23 protein-coding genes and 6 pseudogenes are annotated in these 17,260 nt (G+C 68.8%); 1 reads left to right on the forward strand and 28 read right to left on the reverse strand.

The features are described from left to right. Positions 1-192: 192 nt before the first annotated feature. The 13 genes and pseudogenes from map to rplN form a co-directional block, all read right to left on the reverse strand. Entirely contained in the window at positions 193-1,032 is an 840-nt protein-coding gene (gene map / locus WKH84_RS07860) for a type I methionyl aminopeptidase (RefSeq protein ID WP_341856216.1), read from the reverse strand. After that, a pseudogene (locus tag WKH84_RS07865) lies at positions 1,029-1,638 on the reverse strand (adenylate kinase). The gene map and the pseudogene WKH84_RS07865 overlap by 4 nt, the downstream one beginning before the upstream one ends. Continuing rightward, a pseudogene (secY, locus tag WKH84_RS07870) lies at positions 1,635-2,904 on the reverse strand (preprotein translocase subunit SecY). The pseudogenes WKH84_RS07865 and secY overlap by 4 nt, the downstream one beginning before the upstream one ends. A 190-nt stretch (positions 2,905-3,094) precedes the next feature. Then, positions 3,095-3,562, reverse strand: coding sequence for a 50S ribosomal protein L15 (gene rplO, locus WKH84_RS07875; RefSeq protein ID WP_341856217.1), 468 nt, complete (start codon positions 3,560-3,562; stop codon positions 3,095-3,097). 5 nt (positions 3,563-3,567) lie between these two features. Further along, positions 3,568-3,750, reverse strand: coding sequence for a 50S ribosomal protein L30 (gene rpmD / locus WKH84_RS07880; protein ID WP_053917125.1), 183 nt, complete (start codon positions 3,748-3,750; stop codon positions 3,568-3,570). Continuing rightward, positions 3,747-4,432 (reverse strand): annotated as a pseudogene (gene rpsE, locus WKH84_RS07885) (30S ribosomal protein S5). Before rpsE ends, rpmD begins: the two are co-directional and overlap by 4 nt. Before the next feature lie 37 nt (positions 4,433-4,469). Then, positions 4,470-4,811, reverse strand: a complete 342-nt coding sequence (gene rplR, locus WKH84_RS07890) for a 50S ribosomal protein L18 (protein ID WP_341856818.1) — start codon at positions 4,809-4,811, stop codon at positions 4,470-4,472. 48 nt (positions 4,812-4,859) lie between these two features. Next, a pseudogene (rplF, locus tag WKH84_RS07895) lies at positions 4,860-5,402 on the reverse strand (50S ribosomal protein L6). A gap of 22 nt (positions 5,403-5,424) precedes the next feature. Beyond that, entirely contained in the window at positions 5,425-5,823 is a 399-nt protein-coding gene (gene rpsH, locus WKH84_RS07900; RefSeq protein WP_341856218.1) for a 30S ribosomal protein S8, read from the reverse strand. A gap of 72 nt (positions 5,824-5,895) precedes the next feature. Next, entirely contained in the window at positions 5,896-6,081 is a 186-nt protein-coding gene (locus WKH84_RS07905; RefSeq protein ID WP_341856219.1) for a type Z 30S ribosomal protein S14, read from the reverse strand. 1 nt (position 6,082) lies between these two features. Beyond that, positions 6,083-6,656, reverse strand: a pseudogene (rplE, locus tag WKH84_RS07910) (50S ribosomal protein L5). Beyond that, a complete protein-coding gene (gene rplX, locus WKH84_RS07915) occupies positions 6,656-7,042 on the reverse strand; it encodes a 50S ribosomal protein L24 (RefSeq protein WP_341856220.1) in 387 nt (128 codons plus the stop codon). The pseudogene rplE and the gene rplX overlap by 1 nt, the downstream one beginning before the upstream one ends. A gap of 1 nt (position 7,043) precedes the next feature. Next, entirely contained in the window at positions 7,044-7,412 is a 369-nt protein-coding gene (gene rplN, locus WKH84_RS07920) for a 50S ribosomal protein L14 (protein ID WP_341856221.1), read from the reverse strand. A 461-nt stretch (positions 7,413-7,873) separates the two neighbouring features. On the opposite strand from rplN, the gene WKH84_RS07925 reads away from it, so the two are divergent. After that, on the forward strand, positions 7,874-8,290 hold the full coding sequence (locus WKH84_RS07925) for a hypothetical protein (RefSeq protein ID WP_341856222.1): 417 nt from the start codon (positions 7,874-7,876) through the stop codon (positions 8,288-8,290). A gap of 89 nt (positions 8,291-8,379) precedes the next feature. Here WKH84_RS07925 and rpsQ read toward each other — a convergent pair whose 3' ends face one another. The 15 genes and pseudogenes from rpsQ to WKH84_RS08000 form a co-directional block, all read right to left on the reverse strand. Then, positions 8,380-8,706 carry a 30S ribosomal protein S17 gene (gene rpsQ, locus WKH84_RS07930; RefSeq protein ID WP_341856223.1) on the reverse strand — a complete coding sequence of 109 codons (327 nt, stop codon included), beginning with the start codon at positions 8,704-8,706 and terminating at the stop codon, positions 8,380-8,382. Between the two features lie 20 nt (positions 8,707-8,726). After that, on the reverse strand, positions 8,727-8,960 hold the full coding sequence (gene rpmC / locus WKH84_RS07935) for a 50S ribosomal protein L29 (RefSeq protein ID WP_010550325.1): 234 nt from the start codon (positions 8,958-8,960) through the stop codon (positions 8,727-8,729). Continuing rightward, entirely contained in the window at positions 8,960-9,379 is a 420-nt protein-coding gene (rplP, locus tag WKH84_RS07940) for a 50S ribosomal protein L16 (RefSeq protein ID WP_341856224.1), read from the reverse strand. The genes rpmC and rplP overlap by 1 nt, the downstream gene beginning before the upstream one ends. 5 nt (positions 9,380-9,384) lie before the next feature. After that, a complete protein-coding gene (gene rpsC / locus WKH84_RS07945; protein WP_341856225.1) occupies positions 9,385-10,221 on the reverse strand; it encodes a 30S ribosomal protein S3 in 837 nt (278 codons plus the stop codon). Positions 10,222-10,231: 10 nt separating this feature from the next. Next, a complete protein-coding gene (gene rplV, locus WKH84_RS07950) occupies positions 10,232-10,585 on the reverse strand; it encodes a 50S ribosomal protein L22 (RefSeq protein WP_010550328.1) in 354 nt (117 codons plus the stop codon). Between the two features lie 52 nt (positions 10,586-10,637). Then, positions 10,638-10,919, reverse strand: coding sequence for a 30S ribosomal protein S19 (rpsS, locus tag WKH84_RS07955; protein WP_010550329.1), 282 nt, complete (start codon positions 10,917-10,919; stop codon positions 10,638-10,640). A 15-nt stretch (positions 10,920-10,934) separates the two neighbouring features. Further along, on the reverse strand, positions 10,935-11,771 hold the full coding sequence (gene rplB / locus WKH84_RS07960) for a 50S ribosomal protein L2 (RefSeq protein ID WP_341856226.1): 837 nt from the start codon (positions 11,769-11,771) through the stop codon (positions 10,935-10,937). 43 nt (positions 11,772-11,814) lie between these two features. Further along, complete coding sequence (gene rplW / locus WKH84_RS07965) at positions 11,815-12,117, reverse strand: 50S ribosomal protein L23 (protein ID WP_341856227.1); 303 nt, start codon at positions 12,115-12,117, stop codon at positions 11,815-11,817. Beyond that, entirely contained in the window at positions 12,114-13,061 is a 948-nt protein-coding gene (gene rplD / locus WKH84_RS07970) for a 50S ribosomal protein L4 (protein WP_341856228.1), read from the reverse strand. Before rplD ends, rplW begins: the two co-directional genes overlap by 4 nt. Before the next feature lie 5 nt (positions 13,062-13,066). After that, positions 13,067-13,747: a 50S ribosomal protein L3 gene (gene rplC, locus WKH84_RS07975; RefSeq protein ID WP_341856229.1), complete on the reverse strand. Its 681-nt coding sequence runs from the start codon at positions 13,745-13,747 to the stop codon at positions 13,067-13,069. A gap of 11 nt (positions 13,748-13,758) precedes the next feature. Beyond that, on the reverse strand, positions 13,759-14,067 hold the full coding sequence (gene rpsJ / locus WKH84_RS07980) for a 30S ribosomal protein S10 (RefSeq protein WP_341856230.1): 309 nt from the start codon (positions 14,065-14,067) through the stop codon (positions 13,759-13,761). A 525-nt stretch (positions 14,068-14,592) separates the two neighbouring features. Next, positions 14,593-15,508: pseudogene (locus tag WKH84_RS07985) on the reverse strand (carbohydrate ABC transporter permease). Further along, positions 15,505-16,218 carry a sugar ABC transporter permease gene (locus WKH84_RS07990; protein WP_341856231.1) on the reverse strand — a complete coding sequence of 238 codons (714 nt, stop codon included), beginning with the start codon at positions 16,216-16,218 and terminating at the stop codon, positions 15,505-15,507. The pseudogene WKH84_RS07985 and the gene WKH84_RS07990 overlap by 4 nt, the downstream one beginning before the upstream one ends. Then, a complete protein-coding gene (locus WKH84_RS07995; RefSeq protein WP_341856232.1) occupies positions 16,218-16,511 on the reverse strand; it encodes a hypothetical protein in 294 nt (97 codons plus the stop codon). Before WKH84_RS07995 ends, WKH84_RS07990 begins: the two co-directional genes overlap by 1 nt. After that, a complete protein-coding gene (locus tag WKH84_RS08000) occupies positions 16,508-17,230 on the reverse strand; it encodes an extracellular solute-binding protein (RefSeq protein ID WP_341856233.1) in 723 nt (240 codons plus the stop codon). Before WKH84_RS08000 ends, WKH84_RS07995 begins: the two co-directional genes overlap by 4 nt. Between the last annotated feature and the right edge of the window lie 30 nt (positions 17,231-17,260).

The raw sequence follows: 17,260 nt of genomic DNA on the forward strand, positions 1-17,260 counted from the left end.
GGACGGACGGCACGACGGGACTGCACGAGCACACGTTCGCACGCGCGATCGGAGCACACCCGATGGACCAGCCTACACGCGAGGTCCGGATTCGGCGAGGGCCGACGCGATGATGCCCATCACGTCGGCCCCGCTCCCCCTCCGCGCCCGTCGACGGGACGACCCCGCACCGGGCGGACGGAGCCTGCCGGCTCAGGCCGCGAGGGGATCGGGCGCGGCGACGACCCCGCGCCGGGCGAGCTCGGCCGCTCCCCCGTCGCCGGCGGTCAGCACCAGCGGCCCCTGCTCGGTCACGGCGACCGAGTGCTCGGCGTGGGCGGCGCGGCCGCCGCAGGTGGCGCGGACTGTCCACTCGTCGTCCTCGAGCTCCCAGTTCCCCTGGCCCTGGATCAGCATCGGCTCGATCGCGACGCACAGGCCCGGGCGCACCTTCGGTCCGCGGGAGCGGACCCGGTAGTTCATGACATCGGGCGCCTGGTGCATCGCGGTGCCGATGCCGTGGCCGCCGAAGCCCTCGAGGTGGGAGAGGGACTCCCCCGCCGCCTGCTCGACGTAGTCCTCGATCGTGGCGCCGACGTCGCCCACGCGCTCGGCGGTGGCGAGCGCCGCGATCCCGGCCCAGAGCGCCTCCTCGGTGATCCGCACCAGGTCCTCGTCGCCGACCGAGCGGGCCCGGCCGACGATGTGGGTACGGGCCGCGTCCGAGTGCCAGCCGTCGATGATCAGGCCCCCGTCGATGGAGACGACGTCCCCCTCCTCGAGGGGGCGGGCGTCGGGGATGCCGTGGACCACCACGTCGTTGACGCTGATGCAGAGCGTGGCCGGGTAGCCCTGGTAGCCCAGGAAGTTCGGTGTCGCCCCCGCGTCGCGGATCATCGTGTGGGCGAGGGAGTCGAGCTCGTCCGTGGTGATCCCGGGGCGGATCTCTGACTCGAGCATGTCGTGGACGCGGTGCAGGAGGTGACCGCTGCGCCGCATCACCGCGATCTGCTCGGGCGTCTTCCACTCCACCCGTTCGGGCAGGAGGCTCATCGGGCGCCGAGGGCCTCGCGCGCCGCAGCGGTGACCTCGTCGATCGGGGCCATGCCGTCCACGCGGCGCACCAGGCCGCGCCGCTCGTAGACGTCGATCAGCGGGGCGGTCTGCTCGGCGTAGACCTCGAGGCGGCGTCGGATCGTCTCCTCGGTGTCGTCGCTGCGGCCCTGCTCGGCGCCGCGCGCCAGCAGGCGCCGCGACGACCTCCTCCTGCTCGACCACGAGCAGCAGCACGAGGTCCAGCGGGGTGCCGAGCTCGGCGAGCATGCCGTCGAGCGCCTCGACCTGGTCGAGGGTGCGGGGATACCCGTCCAGCAGGAAGCCGTCCCGGGCGTCGGCCTCGGCCAGTCGCGAGCGGACCATGTCGTTGGTGACGGAGTCCGGGACGTACTCGCCCTTGTCCATGTAGGACTTCGCGAGGACGCCGAGCTCGGTCTGCCCCGAGACGTTCGCGCGGAAGATGTCGCCGGTGGAGATCGCGGGGATCGAGAGCTCCTCCGCGATGCGCACGGCCTGGGTGCCCTTGCCCGCTCCGGGCGGGCCGACGATCAGCAGGCGACGGGCGGGGGCGGTCGAGCCGTTCGAGGCGGTGGGGGTGGTCACCGGAGAATCCCTTCGTAGTGGTGCTCGCTGGAGCTTCGCGTCGATCTGCTTGACGGTGTCCAGTCCCACGCCGATCACGATCAGGAGGGAGACGCCGCCCAGCGGGAAGTCCTGCGAGGTGCCGAGGTAGAACAGCGCGACCAGCGGGATCAGGCAGATCACCGCGAGATAGACGGCGCCGCCGCTCTGGATGCGGTTGATGACGTAGCGCAGGTAACGCTCGGTGGGCTTGCCCGCGCGCACGTTGGGGACGAAGCCGCCGTACTTCTTCATGTTGTCGGCGATCTCCTCCGCGTTGAAGGTGATCGAGACGTAGAAGAACGCGAAGAAGACGATCAGCGCCACGTAGACCACCGCGTAGATCCACGAGAAGGACTGGCCGAGGACGAGGTGCGAGTTGATCCACTGCACCCATCCGGCCGACGGGTCGCCGAAGGAGGCGGCCATCTGCGGCGCGCGAGGATCGAGGAGGCGAAGATGACGGGGATGACGCCGGCCTGGTTGACCTTGATCGGGATGTAGGTCGAGGTGCCGCCGTACATGCGCCGCCCCACCATGCGCTTGGCGTACTGCACGGGGATGCGGCGCTGGGACTGCTCGACGAAGACCATGCCGACCATGATCAGCAGGCCCACGAGCATCACCAGGGAGAAGGTGATCCAGCCCTTGAGTCGCCAGACCTGCCCGAAGGCGGAGGGGAAGCTCGCCGCGATGGACGAGAAGATCATCAGCGACATGCCGTTGCCGACGCCGCGCTCGGTGATCATCTCGCCCATGAACATGATCAGGACGGTGCCGACGGTCATGGTCATCACCATGAGCAAGCAGGGTCGGGATCGACTGGTCGGGGACGAGCTCGAGGGTGCGACCGACGAAGAAGTTGCCCGATCGCACCAGCGTGATGATCGTGGTGGCCTGGAGGACGCCCAGGCCGATCGTGAGATAGCGGGTGTACTGGGTGAGCTTGGCGGTGCCGGAGGCGCCCTCCTTGTGGAGTGCCTCGAACCGCGGGATCACCACGCGCAGGAGCCGCACGATGATCGAGGCGGTGATGTACGGCATCACGCCGAGGGAGAAGATGGACAGCCGCAGCGCCGCGCCGCCGGAGAACATGTTGACCATGCCCAGCACGTTGGCGCCCTGGCCCGAGGCGGCCTGGTCCGCGCACATCATGACGTTGGTGGCGTCGAATCCCGGGGTGGGGATGAAGACGCCGAGTCGATAGACGGCGATCAGACCGAGCGTGAAGAGGATCTTCGCCCTCAGCTCGGGGGTGCGCGCGCGCGCACGAACGAGTTCACCTGATTCCCTCCTGGAGGTCCTGGGACGGGGCCGAGGCGGTGGTCGGCCGTCCTGCGGCCGCGTGGTGCACGCGGACTCTCGGACCGGCCCTGGAATGACGACAGGGCACCGCGGCTCAGATTAAGTCTGTGCCGCGGTGCCCGTCAAAAAGATGTCACGCGGTGGTGACGGACCCGCCGGCCGCCGCGATCTTCTGCTCCGCCGAGGCGGAGAACTTCTGAGCGGTGATGTCGAGCTTGACGCTCACCTCGCCCTGGCCCAGCACCTTCACGGGCTGGTTCTTGCGGACAGCGCCCTTGGCGACGAGGTCCTCGACCGTGACGGTGCCGCCCTCGGGGAACAGCTCCTGCAGGGTCGACAGGTTCACGACCTGGTACTCGACGCGGAAGGGGTTGGTGAAGCCGCGAAGCTTCGGCGACCGCATGTGCGGCGGCATCTGCCCGCCCTCGAAGCCGACGGGCACCTGGTAGCGGGCCTTGGTGCCCTTGGTGCCGCGACCGGCCGTCTTGCCCTTCGAAGCCTCACCACGGCCGACGCGGGTGCGCGCGGTCTTGGAACCGGGCGCGGGGCGCAGGTCGTGGAGCTTCAAAGGGGTTGCTGCGTTCTGGTCCTCGATGCTCATGAGATTCACTCCACCTCTTCGAACGTCACCAGGTGGGTGACGGTGCGGATCATGCCGCGGATCTCGGGGCGGTCTTCCTTCACCACCGTGTCACCGATGCGCTTGAGGCCGAGGCCGCGCAGGGTGGCTCGCTGGCTCTGGGTGCCGCCGATCTCGGAACGGGTCTGGGTGACCTTGATCTGCATCACGCACCCACCTTCTCGGCACGGGCCGCGGCGCGGCCCTCGGCCTGGGCCCGCAGGAGCGCCGCCGGGGCGACGTCCTCGACCGCGAGACCGCGACGTGCGGCCACGGCCTCCGGCTCCTCGAGCCGCTTGAGGGCGTCGACGGTGGCTCGCACGATGTTGATCGCGTTGGTCGAGCCGAGCGACTTGGAGAGCACGTCGTGCACTCCGGCGCACTCGAGCACGGCGCGGACCGGACCGCCGGCGATCACGCCGGTGCCGGGGGCGGCCGGACGCGCAGGACGACGCCCGCCGCATCCTCGCCCTGGACCGGGTGCACGACGGTGCCCTGGACGCGCGGGACGCGGAAGAAGTTCTTCTTCGCCTCCTCTACGCCCTTGGAGATCGCCGCCGGCACCTCCTTGGCCTTGCCGTAGCCGACGCCGACGGTCCCGTCGCCGTCGCCGACCACCACGAGTGCGGTGAAGGCGAAGCGACGGCCGCCCTTGACGACCTTGGAGACGCGGTTGATGCTCACGACGCGCTCGAGGAACGCCGACTTCTCGGCGTCCTGACCGCGACCGCGACCACCCTGACGGCCGCCGCGGTCGCCACCCTGACGGCCGCCGCGATCGTTGTTGTTGCTGGTGTTGTCGTCCCGTCGGCCGGAGGCCGCGGGACCGTTGCTACGCCGCTGTGCGCCCATATTCAGATCCTCTTCTCGTCCTGTGTCCGGGCGGCGGTCACAGCGCCAGGCCGGCCTCGCGGGCGCCGTCGGCGACGGCGGCCACGCGGCCGTGGTACTTGTTGCCACCGCGGTCGAAGACGACCGCGTCGATGCCGGCGGCCTTGGCGCGCTCGGCGACCAGGGTGCCGACGGTGCGGGCCTTGTCCGACTTCGTCGCCTCGGCGCCGCGGAGGTCCGCCTCCATGGTGGAGGCCGACGCGATGGTCTTGCCGAGGGAGTCGTCGACGACCTGCACGAAGACGTGACGCGACGAACGGGTGACCACCAGGCGCGGACGCTGGGCGGTGCCGATGACGCGGCGACGGACGCGGAGGTGGCGACGACCGCGCGAGCGCAGCCTTGCTGCCGCGGTTGCCCTTGGTGTGCTTGAGTGCGTAACCCATGGTCACTTACCAGCCTTTCCGGCCTTGCGGAGCACGACCTCGTCGGCGTACCGCACGCCCTTGCCCTTGTAGGGCTCCGGCGGACGGATCCCGCGGATCTTCGCGGCCACGTGCCCGACCTGTCTGCTTCGAGATGCCGCTGACCGAGAACTTGGTCGGCGACTCGACGGCGAAGGTGATGCCCTCGGGCGCCTTCACCGTGACGGGGTGGGAGAAGCCGAGGGCGAACTCGAGGTCCGTGCCCTTCGCGACGACGCGGTAGCCCGTGCCGACGATCTCCAGCTTCTTCGTGAAGCCCTCGGTGACGCCGAGGACGATGTTGTTGATGAGCGTGCGGGTCAGACCGTGCGCGCACGGTTCTCCTGCTCGTCATCGGGACGCGAGACGACGATGTTGCCCTCGTCGTCGCGCGCGACGGTCAGGGGCGCGGGCACCTCATGGGTGAACTCGCCCTTGGGGCCGGTCACCGTGACGGTGCGGTCCTCGATGGTGACGTTCTGGACAGAGGCCGGCACTGCGACCGGCAGGCGTCCGATGCGGGACATAGCTAGTGGTCTCCTCTCCCGCTCACCAGATGTAGGCGAGGACTTCCCCACCCACACCCTTCTTGGCGACCTGCTTGTCGGTCAGGAGGCCGGAGGACGTGGACAGGATCGCCACGCCCAGTCCGCCGAGGACCTTGGGCAGGTTGGTGGACTTCGCGTACACGCGCAGGCCCGGCTTCGAGATGCGGCGGATCCCGGAGATGGCACGCTCGCGGCTGTCGGAGTACTTGAGCTCGAGGACGAGCGACTTGCCCACCTCGGCCTCCTCCTCGCGCCAGCCGAGAATGTAGCCCTCTGCCTTCAGGATGTCCGCGATGCGGGCCTTGAGCTTCGAATACGGCATGGACGCGGTCTCGTGGTACGCCCCGGAGGCGTTCCTGATCCGCGTGAGCATGTCCGCGATCGGGTCGGTCATGGTCATGTCTGTTGCTTCTTCCTCACCTGGTTTCCCCTACGCCCCGTGACGGGGCCGTGGGACCTGTGGCGGTAGTCCTTACCAGCCGCTCTTGGTGACGCCGGGGAGCTCTCCGCGGTGAGCCATCTCGCGCAGGCACACACGGCAGAGGCCGAACTTGCGGTAGACCGAGTGGGGCCGACCGCAGCGCTGGCACCGGGTGTAGGCGCGCACCGCGAACTTCGGCTTGCGCTCCGACTTCTTGATCAGGGCTGTCTTCGCCATATCAGTTCTCCTCCTTGAAGGGGAAGCCGAGCGGCTTGAGCGGCCGCGCGCCCCTCGTCGTCGGTCTTCGCGGTGGTGACGACCGTGATGTCCATGCCGCGGACGCGGTCGATCTTGTCCTGGTCGATCTCGTGGAACATGACCTGCTCCGTGAGACCGAAGGTGTAGTTGCCGTTGCCGTCGAAGTGCTTCGGCGAGAGGCCGCGGAAGTCGCGGATTCGCGGGAGCGCGGTCGAGAGCAGACGGTCCAGGAACTCCCACATGCGGGCGTTGCGCGGCGTGACGTGCGCACCGATCGGCATGCCCTCACGCGCCTTGAACTGCGCGATGGACTTGCGAGCCTTGGTGACCTGGGGCTTCTGGCCGGTGATGGCGGCGAGGTCCTTGATGGCGCCGTCGATGACCTTCGAGTCGCGTGCGGCGTCGCCGACGCCCATGTTCACGACGATCTTGGTCAGGCCGGGCACCAGCATGACGTTCTCGTAGCCGAACTGCTCGGTCAGTCGCGCCTTGATGGTGTCGTTGTACTTCGTCTTCAGGCGCGGGGTGGGCGCCTGGGTGGCGGTCTCGCTCATCAGATGTCCTTCCCGGAGCGCTTGGCGAAGCGGACGCGCACCTGCTTGGTGCGGCCGTTCTCGAGCTCGACGGTCTCGACGCGGTAGCCGATCTTGGTCGGCTTGTTGTCCTCCGGGTCGACCAGGGCCACGTTGGAGACGTGGATGGGGGCCTCGCGCCGCTCGATGCCGCCCGCGCCGCCGGCCTGGTTCGGCTTGACGTGATGGGTGCGGCGGTTGATGCCCTCGACCAGCACGCGCTGGGTATCGGGGAACACCTGCAGGACGCGCCCCTGCTTGCCCTTGTCGCCGGCCTCGAGGCCACGTGCGGCGGCCTTGTCGGCGTCGCTCGTGCGGCCCGTGATGACCTGGACGAGATCGCCCTTCTTGATCTTCATCTTTGCCATGTCACAGCACCTCCGGTGCCAGCGAGACGATCTTCATGAAGCGCTTGTCGCGCGGCTCGCGGCCGACGGGGCCGAAGATGCGAGTACCGCGCGGCTCGCCGTCGGTCTTGAGGATGACCGCCGCGTTCTCGTCGAAGCGGATGTAGGAGCCGTCGATGCGACGGACCTCCTTGGACGTGCGGACGACGACCGCCTTGACGACGTCGCCCTTCTTGACGTTGCCACCGGGGATGGCGTCCTTGACGGTCGCCACGATGGTGTCGCCGATGCTGGCGTAACGGCGACCGGAGCCACCGAGAACACGGATGCAGAGAATCTCCTTGGCACCCGTGTTGTCGGCGACCTTCAGTCGCGACTCCTGCTGAATCACTCGTTCTCCTATCGTCTCACCGGTTCTCTTCCGACCCGCGGGAGCGGGCCGGCCGAGCCTGGCGGAACGGAATATGGACCTTGCTCGGCGCCGCCATGGACGCCGCCGCGCCGGGACGTCGCCGCCGACGGGTCCCGGGCACCAAAAACCCTCTGCCGGACTCAGGCACTGGCGTGGTGAACGCGCGGCGTTCGCCTCTCGTGCGAGGTCTCCGGCGAGGACGGATCGGGTGTCCCGGATCCTGTCGCGGAATCGGGCACCACCACCATGGGGCGGGGCGCAGTCCTCCGGCAACCGCTCAAGACTACGCTCCGCCCCCGGAACTGTCACCCCTGCGGGGCGGGCTCCCTCGTGTGTGCTTGCTCTCCTGCGTCCGGGAGGCGTCCTCACCCCCTCCGGCGATCCGGCCCCCGGACCTGGAGCATGGTGCCGGCACCCGGCAGAGGCGTAGGTTTCTCCCCATGATCGACATCGATGTGGCCAGACGGCTCCGAGACGCGGGGCCGCCCTGGGAACCGGCCGACGGGGACCTCTTCGCGATCGACAACGCGCCGCTGCGCGAGGAGGCGTTCATGCTCTCCTCGATGGTGGTGGAGGTGGGCCGAGGGCACACCGGCACCCGCGTCCTGCGCTTCAACGGCACCACCGAATGGGCGCTGGACTCCGTGGAGCAGGACGAGGCGGTGTGGTCGCCGCGGGAGGACCAGGCGCGCGAGGCGCTCGGCGCCGCCTTCTCCGCGCCGCGGCGGAGGGAGGACGGCGGATTCGTCGTGGAGTCGCGCGACGGGGACGGGGAGCCGCGCGAGGTCACCGCCCCGAAGGCCGAGGACGCTCTGGCCGGTGCGCTCCTGGTGCACCTCGTCGGCCCTCCGGGCTGAGCCCCGGATGCGACAGAAGGGCCGGCCCTCCCCGTGGGGAGGACCGGCCCTTCTCAGTGCGCCGGGCGGTCACGCGGACCGACGGCGGATCACTTGGCGCGCTCGAGGATCTCGACCAGCCGCCACCGCTTGGACGCGGAGAGCGGGCGGGTCTCCATGACGAGGACGCGATCGCCGATGCCGGCGGTGTTCTCCTCGTCGTGGGCCTTGAACTTGCTCGTCTTGGTCGTGACCTTGCCGTAGCGGGCGTGCTTCACACGCTCCTCGACCTCGACCACGATCGTCTTGTCCATCTTGTCGGAGACCACGTAGCCGCGCAGGGTCTTGCGGTAGGGACGCTCGGCGGTCGACGCCTGCGCACCCTCCTTCGCGAGATCCTCGACGGCCGGGGTCACGGCCTGGTTGTTCTCAGTCATCTCAGTTCCTCGCTCCGGGGTCACTCGGCGGCGCCGGGCGCCTGACGGATGCCCAGCTCGCGCTCGCGCAGGATCGTGTAGATCCGTGCGATGTCCTTCTTGACGGACCGCAGACGGCCGGAGCTCTCGAGCTGACCGGTGGCGTTCTGGAAACGGAGCTTGAACAGCTCGTCCTTCGCCTTCGCCAGTTCCTCGGCCAGCTTGGAGTCGTCCAGCTTGTCGAGTTCATCGGCGGTGAGCTTGGTCGCTGCCATCAGATGTCACCACTCTCTCGGCTCAGGATGCGGCACTTCATGGGGAGCTTGTGCATCGCCAGGCGCAGAGCCTCGCGAGCCACCTCCTCCTCGACGCCGGCGACCTCGAACATGACGCGTCCCGGCTTGATGTTGGCGATCCACCACTCGACCGAGCCCTTGCCGGAGCCCATGCGGACCTCGGCAGGCTTCTTGGTGAGCGGACGATCGGGGTAGATGTTGATGAACACCTTGCCGCCACGCTTCATGTAGCGGGTCATGGCGATACGAGCCGCCTCGATCTGACGGTTGGTGACGTACGCCGGCGCGAGCGCCTGGATGCCGTACTCACCGAATGCCAGATCGGTGCCGCCCTTGGCCATGCCGGCGCGGGTCGGGTGGTGCCGCTTGCGGTGCTTGGTCCTGCGAGGGATCAGCATGTCGCTCAGGCCTCCGTTCCGGGTCGCTGCGCGGGAGCCGCGGCCTGCTCGGCGGGAGCAGCGGTCTGCGAGGCAGACTCGTTGTTCTCACGACGGGCAGCGGCGTTGCGCTCGTTGCGACGACCGCGCGGGCGCTCGGCACGCGGGCCGCGTCCGCCGGAGCGGGGACCCTGCGAGGCGGCCTGCTGGGCCGCGAGCTCCTTGGCGGTGACGTCGCCCTTGTAGATCCAGACCTTCACGCCGATGCGGCCGAAGGCGGTGCGGGCCTCGTAGAAGCCGTAGTCGATGTTCGCACGGAGGGTGTGCAGCGGCACGCGCCCCTCGCGGTAGAACTCGTTGCGGCTCATCTCGGCGCCGCCGAGGCGGCCGGAGACGGCCACTCGGATGCCCTTCGCGCCGGCGCGGCGCGCGGACTGCATGCCCTTGCGCATCGCACGACGGAAGGAGACGCGGGCGGCGAGCCGCTCGGCGATGCCCTGGGCGACCAGCTGAGCATCGGCCTCGGGGTTCTTGACCTCGAGGATGTTCAGCTGGATCTGCTTGCCGGTGAGCTTCTCCAGCTCGCCGCGCAGACGCTCGGCCTCCGCCCCGCGACGCCCGATGACGATGCCCGGGCGGGCGGTGTGGAGATCGACGCGGACGCGATCGCGGGTGCGCTCGATCTCGACCTTGGAGATGCCGGCGCGCTCGAGCCCCTCGGACATGAGCTTGCGGATCGCGACGTCTTCCTTCACGTAGTCGCGGTACCGCTGCCCCTCCTTCGAGGAGTCGGCGAACCACCGGTCGCTGTGCTCCGTGGTGATCCCGAGGCGGAACCCGTTCGGATTGACCTTCTGGCCCATTCGGGACTCCTTACTTGTTCACGGGAGCGACCACCACGGTGACGTGGCTGGTGCGCTTCTTGATCTGGAAGGCACGACCCTGAGCACGCGGCTGGAACCGCTTCATGGTCGGACCCTCGTCGACGAATGCGGCGGACACGACGAGCTCGCGCTCGTCGAAGCGCTCCCCCGCCTGGTCTGCCTTCACCCGCGCGTTGGCGATCGCGGACTCCACGAGCTTCAGGACGGGCTCGCTGGCGGCCTGCGGGGCGAACCGCAGGGTGTCCAGGGCCTCGGCCGTGCTCTTGCCACGAATCAGGTCCACAACGCGGCGAGCCTTCATGGGCGACATGCGGAGGTACCGCACCTGCGCCTTGGCTTCCATTGCTTCCTGCTTTCTCTCGAGTTCGAGAAGTGCAGTCGCTGCTGACGTCATGTCAGCGACGACGGCCCTTCTTGTCGTCCTTCTCGTGGCCCTTGAAAGTCCGCGTGGGGGCGAACTCGCCGAGCTTGTGGCCGACCATCGACTCGGTGACGAACACCGAGACGTGCTTGCGACCGTCGTGCACTGCGAAGGTGTGGCCGAGGAAGTCCGGGGTGATCACCGAACGACGCGACCAGGTCTTGATGAGGTTCTTGGTGCCCTTCTCGTTCTGGGCGTCCACCTTCTTCTGAAGGTGGTCGTCCACGAACGGGCCCTTGGAAATACTGCGAGGCATGTGCGGTTCTCCCTATCAGCGCTTCTTGCCGGTCCGACGACGGCGCACGATGAGCTTGTCGCTCTCCTTGCCCGGCTTTCGGGTACGGCCCTCGGGCTGACCCCAGGGCGACACCGGATGACGACCACCCGAGGTGCGGCCCTCGCCACCACCATGGGGGTGATCGACGGGGTTCATGACCACACCGCGGACGTGGGGGCGCTTGCCCTTCCACCGCATGCGGCCGGCCTTGCCCCAGTTGATGTTGGACTGCTCGGCGTTGCCGACCTCGCCGATGGTGGCGCGGCGCTGGGCGTCGACGTTCCGGATCTCGCCGGAGGGCATACGCGGCTGGGCGTACGGGCCCTCCTTGGCGACGAGTCGCACGGAGGCGCCGGCGGAGCGGGCGATCTTCGCGCCGCCGCCGGGGCGGAGCTCGATCGCGTGCACCACGGTGCCGAGCGGGATGTTCTTGAGCGGCAGGTTGTTGCCGGGCTTGATGTCGGCGCCGACGCCGTTCTCGATCCAGTCGCCCTGACGCGCCTTGGCCGGCGCGAGGATGTAGCGCTTCTCGCCGTCCAGGTAGTGCAGCAGCGCGATGCGCGCGGTGCGGTTGGGGTCGTACTCGATGTGAGCGACCTTGGCCTTGACGCCGTCCTTGTCGTGACGGCGGAAGTCGATCACGCGGTAGGCCCGCTTGTGGCCGCCGCCCCGGTGACGGGAGGTGATACGACCGTTGCTGTTGCGGCCGCCGGACTTGGACAGCGGGCGCACCAGGGACTTCTCCGGCGTGGACCGGGTGACCTCGACGAAGTCGGCGCCACTCGAGCCGCGACGACCGGGAGTGGTCGGCTTGCTCTTACGAATTGCCATGTGGGTTTCCCTCAGACTCTCTGCTCCTCGGAGATCGGCCGCCTCAGGCGACCGACCCTCCGAAGATGTCGATGGCTCCGTCGGTCAGGGTCACGATGGCGCGCTTGGTGTCCTTGCGCTTGCCCATCCCGAAGCGCGTGCGACGCGCCTTGCCCTGACGGTTGATCGTGTTCACCGAGGAGACCTTGACGTCGAAGATCTTCTCGACGGCGATCTTGATCTCGGTCTTGTTGGCGTCGGCGACCACCACGAAGGTGTACTTGCCCTCGTCCATCAGCCCGTAGCTCTTCTCGGAGACCACCGGGGCCAGCAGGACGTCGCGGGGATCCTTGTTCTGCGCGCTCACTTGGCGGCCTCCTCATCGGACGAGGCGGACTCCTTGACCGCGTTCACGAACCCGGCGGCCTTGGCGGCCTCCGGAGTCGCGAACCAGACCTCGGCCTTGGTGCGGCCGTACCACGGGGAGTCCGGGGTGTGGAACTTCATCGAGCCCTGGTTGCCCTTGATGTCGAAGCCCTCGGGGGCGGAGCCGTCGGCCAGCGGGGCCGCGGAGCCCTCGCCGAACGGAGCGTCCTGGGCAACGACAGACGCGGCGGCGGCGGCGGGAGCCGACGAGCCGGCCTTCGCCGCGGCGAAGATCGAGGTGGGCAGGGTCAGGGAGGCCTGGGCCACGAAGTCCTCGAGCGCATCGGCGGTGAAGACCACGTCGTCGGAGAGCATGACGTCGTAGGTGTTCACCTGGTCCGCGTACAGGACGTGGGCGGCAGGCAGATTGCGGGTGCTCAGGGCGCCCAGGTCGTCGTCACGACGCACGACCACCAGCAGGTGGCGACGGTCGGAGACGTGCGACAGGGTGACCTTCGCAGCCTTGGTGGAGGCGGACTCGCCCGCGAGGAGCGAGGAGACGACGTGCACGCGGCCGTTGCGGGCCCGGTCCGAGAGGGCACCGCGCAGGGCGGCGGCCTTCATCTTCTTCGGGGTGCGCTGGGAGTAGTCGCGCGGGACGGGACCGTGGACGGTGCCGCCGCCGGTGAACTGCGGGGCGCGGAGCGAGCCCTGACGGGCGCGGCCGGTGCCCTTCTGCTTCCAGGGCTTCTTGCCGCCGCCGCGCACCTCGGCGCGGGTCTTGGCCTTGTGGGTGCCCTGTCGGGCCGCCGCCTGCTGGGCGACGACGACCTGGTGGATCAGGGCCACGTTGGTCTGGACGTCGAAGATCGACGCAGGCGACTCGACGGTGCCGGACTTCTTGCCGGCCGGGTCGAGCACGTCGACGGTCAGATTCGCTGCCATCGGGCTCAGGCCTCCTTCGCGGGAGTCTTGACAGCCGAGCGGACCAGCACGAGGCCGCCCTTGGGGCCGGGGACGGCACCCTTGACGAGCACGAGGCCCTTCTCGACGTCGACCGCGTGAACGGTCAGGTTCTGGACACTGGTGCGGTCGCCGCCCATGCGGCCAGCCATGCGCTGGCCCTTGAACACGCGACCGGGGGTGGAGGCGCCGCCGATGGAGCCGGGCTTGCGGTGGTTGCGGTGCTGGCCGTGCGTGGCGCTGACGCCCGCGAAGCCGTGACGCTTCATGACACCCGCGGTGCCCTTGCCCTTGGAGGTGCCCACGACGTCGACCTTCTGGCCCGCGGCGAAGATCGACGCGTCGATCTCCTGGCCGAGGGAGTAGTCGGCGGCGTCGGAGGTGCGCGGCTCGACGAGGTGGCGGCGCGGGGTCACGCCGGCCTTCTCGAAGTGGCCCTTGAGCGGCTTCGACACCTTGCGGGGGTCGATCTGCCCGAAGGCGATCTGGACCGCGTCGTAGCCGTCGGTCTCGACGGAGCGGACCTGGGTGACGACATTCGCGCCGGTCTGCACGACGGTCACGGGCACGAGCTTGCCGTTCTCGTCCCAGACCTGGGTCATGCCGAGCTTGGTGCCGAGCACGCCCGCGACGGGGGTGGCCTTCTGGCCGGTCAGTTCGTTGCTCATCTCCACCACCCTCAGAGCTTGATCTCGATGTTGACGTCCGCCGGCAGGTCGAGGCGCATGAGCGAGTCCACGGCCTTGGGCGTGGGGTCGACGATGTCGATCAGTCGCTTGTGCGTGCGCATCTCGAAGTGCTCACGGGAGTCCTTGTACTTGTGGGGCGACCGGATCACGACGAACACGTTCTTCTCGGTCGGCGGCGGCACCGGGCCCACCACAGTCGCGCCCGCGGAGGTCACCGTGTCGACGATCTTGCGCGCCGAGCTGTCGATCACCTCGTGGTCGTACGACTTGAGCCGGATGCGGATCTTCTGTCCCGCCATGGCGTCCTGTCTCTCTTCTTCGTCTGGCATGGATGCGGCCTCTCCCCGGTACCCGAGGACGGGCGTGTCGGCCTGTACGGGGCGCAAAAGCCCAGCACGGGACCGCCGAGGATCGGTCGCTTCTGCGTCGGATCCCTACCTCTGATGCGCACTCCGCACGATGGTGCGGTTCGCATCCTCGGGACGGACCTCATCCGGTGATCATTCGCCGAGGTGGACCTCGGAGAACGGAACCGGGCATGTCGGCCCGCGCAGACAACTCGAACAGTCTGCCAGACGAGCGCACAGGCCCACAAGGGAGAGTGTCGTGCACCCCGTCACAACGGGGGCCCGGGCGGCCGCGCCTGAAGTCGCGGCGGCGGCGACGGCCGCGGGCGCGGGCCGCGGGGATGGTTCTCCGGCCACGATGCCGGTCCCGACGCGACGGAGGGCCTGGACCACCGTACGGCATCCGTGCCGCCGGGGTCCCGGCCCTCCGCTCCTCGTCGCTCCCCAACGCCGCGGGCCGGGGCGAGCGGGGTGCTCCTACTTGTTCGTGCTGGGGCCGAGCCCGCCCTGGAGCTGGCGCTGGAAGATCACGTAGACGATCAGCACCGGCAGGATCGTGATCGTCACCGAGGCGAACATCGCACCCCAGTCCGATTCGTAGCCCTGTTTGCGCCTGGAGGCTCTTCAATCCCTGGGCGAGGACGTACTTGTCCTCGTCGGTGTTCAGCACCACCGGCAGGAGGTACTGGTTCCACAGCCCCAGGAAGTTGAAGATCGTGACGCTCATCAGGCCGGGGGTGGCCAGCGGCACCATGATCTGGAAGAAGGTGCGGAAGTCCCCGGCGCCGTCGATCGCGGCGGCCTCGGCGATCTCCTCCGGCAGCCGCCGGAAGAAGGCGTAGAGGAAGAACACCGTGAACGGCGGCGCGAAGCCGACGTAGGCGAGGATCAGCCCGATGTACGTGCCGCGCAGGCCCATGTTCATCAGCACGAAGAACAGCGGGACGACGGCGAGGAAGATCGGGAACGTGAGCCCCGCGATCATCCCGTAGTAGATGATCCGACGGCCCGGGAACTCGAAGCGCGCCAGGACGTACGCGCACATCGCGCCGAGCAAGATCACCAGGAACAGCGCACCGCCGACGACGATGAGCGTGTTCAGGAAGTAGCGGCCGATCCCGGCCTCGGTCCAGGCGGTGATGAAGTTGTCGAGGTTCCACTCGCTCGGCATCGAGAACGGCGAGGTGAGGATCTCGCGGGACGTCTTGAACGAGCTGTAGACGGTCCACAGCAGCGGCAAGACCACCGCGAGGGTCCACATGATCAGCACCACGTGGGCGACGCCGGCGAAGGCGCGGTCGCCGCGGGCGCGGCGCGGCCGACGGGGCTCGATCCGGCGCGTGCCGCCATCCTCTGCGGAGGCGGTGGTGTCGAGGGGCGGAGCCTGGGTCATGCGTCCTCCTTCGACCGGTCGCCGAACAGCACGATGACGGCCATCAGCATCGTCACCAGCGCCAGCACCACGCCCATCGCCGAGGCGAGGCCGAACTGCGAGCGCGCGAAGGCGGTCTCGTAGAGATAGCGGGAGACCACCTCGGTGCCGCGGGCGGTGCCTCCCGACGGGGTCATCACCGAGACGTAGACGAACATGTCCAGTGCCATGATCCCCATGTAGACCACCGCCGTGGAGACGTTCTCCCGGATCTGAGGGAGCACGACCTGTGCCGCGAGGCGGACACGGCCGCGCCCGTCGAGCCGGGCGGCCTCGATGATCTCCGAGGGGATCGCCTTGATCGCGGCGACGAACAGGACCATGTAGAAGCCGACGAGCGACCACACCACGGCCAGGATGATCGCGCCGAGGGCGAAGCGGGGATCGCCGAGCCAGGCGGTGCCGACCAGCGGGACATCCGCGCCGAGGGCGTTCAGCGACCTCAGCGGGAGGTTCAGCAGGCCGTTGAGCAGGCCTCCGTTCGGGGAGTAGATGAAGGCGAAGAGGATGCCGATCACGACGGCCGGCGAGACGTAGGGGAAGAAGCTCACCACGCGATAGATGTTCGAGCCGCGGATGCCGTGGATCTCGCCCTTGGTGTCCCCACCGATCGTGACCATGACGGCCAGGACGAAGGCCAGGGTGATGGTCACGGCGGGCAGGATGATCATCAGCAGCAGGTTGTTGCGCGCGCCTTGAGGTAGACCGGGTCGGTGAAGATCCGGACGTAGTTGTCCAGGCCGATGAAGTCGGCGTTCCCGCTGACCCCCTTCCAGTCGGTGAGGGAGTAGTAGAACGCCTGCAGGAAGGGCGAGACGACGAAGACGATGTAGACCAGCAACGGGAGGCCGAGGAAGACGGCGAAGAAGAGCAGACGCGACGGCGCGGGGCGCCGGCCGCGCCGCACGCGGGGAGCATGCGGCGCGTCCGACGGACCGGTGAGCGTCGAGGTCGGGAGACTCATCCCTCGACGTCGAACTTCTCGATGCTGTCGTCCTCCCGCACCCGGTCGAGGACGGCCTGGGAGCGCTCACGCACCTCGTCGGCCTTGATCCCGCCGCTGAGGAACTCGTTCCAGATCGGCTTGAAGTCCGGCCCGAGGCCGTACCAGTCCGTGAAGTTCCAGGTGAAGACGTTCTCGCCCGCGGCCTGGATCATCTCGTTCGCGGAGGCCAGCGCCGTGGAGCCGAAGGCGTCCTCGGGCACGGAGTCCTTCACGATCGTGGTGGAGGAGGTGACCTTCGCGAAGTTCTGCGCCTGCTCCTTGGAGAGCATCACGCGCAGGAACTCAAGGCCGCCGGCGCCGTTCTTCGCCTGGGCCGGGACCTGGAAGGGCTCGCCCGCGGTGCCGTGGATGGCCTCGGCCGGCATCGCGCCGTCCGCGCTCAGCAGCGGCTCGGGGCGACCGGTCATCGCGAAGTCGTCGGGGGTGACGCCCTTCTGCTCGTTCTCGATCCACGAGCCGGAGGGGTACATCACAGCCTTCCCGGTGACCCACTGCGCCTGGGCCTCGGTGTGCTTGATACCGGCGCCGCCGGGCAGGAAGAAGTCCGCCGCGACCGCCTCGCCGATGGCGTCGATCGCCTGCACGACGGCGTCCTGCTCGTACGCTCCCGCATCGAGGGAGTCGAGCGCCGTGGCGACCTCCTTGCCGCCCTGCTTGACCGCCATCGCGATCGCCATGGTGTGGTAGTAGTCCGCGGCGTTCTGACC

Source organism: Brachybacterium sp. GPGPB12 (assembly GCF_038396325.1).
In the GTDB taxonomy this organism is placed as follows: Bacteria; Actinomycetota; Actinomycetes; order Actinomycetales; family Dermabacteraceae; genus Brachybacterium; species Brachybacterium conglomeratum.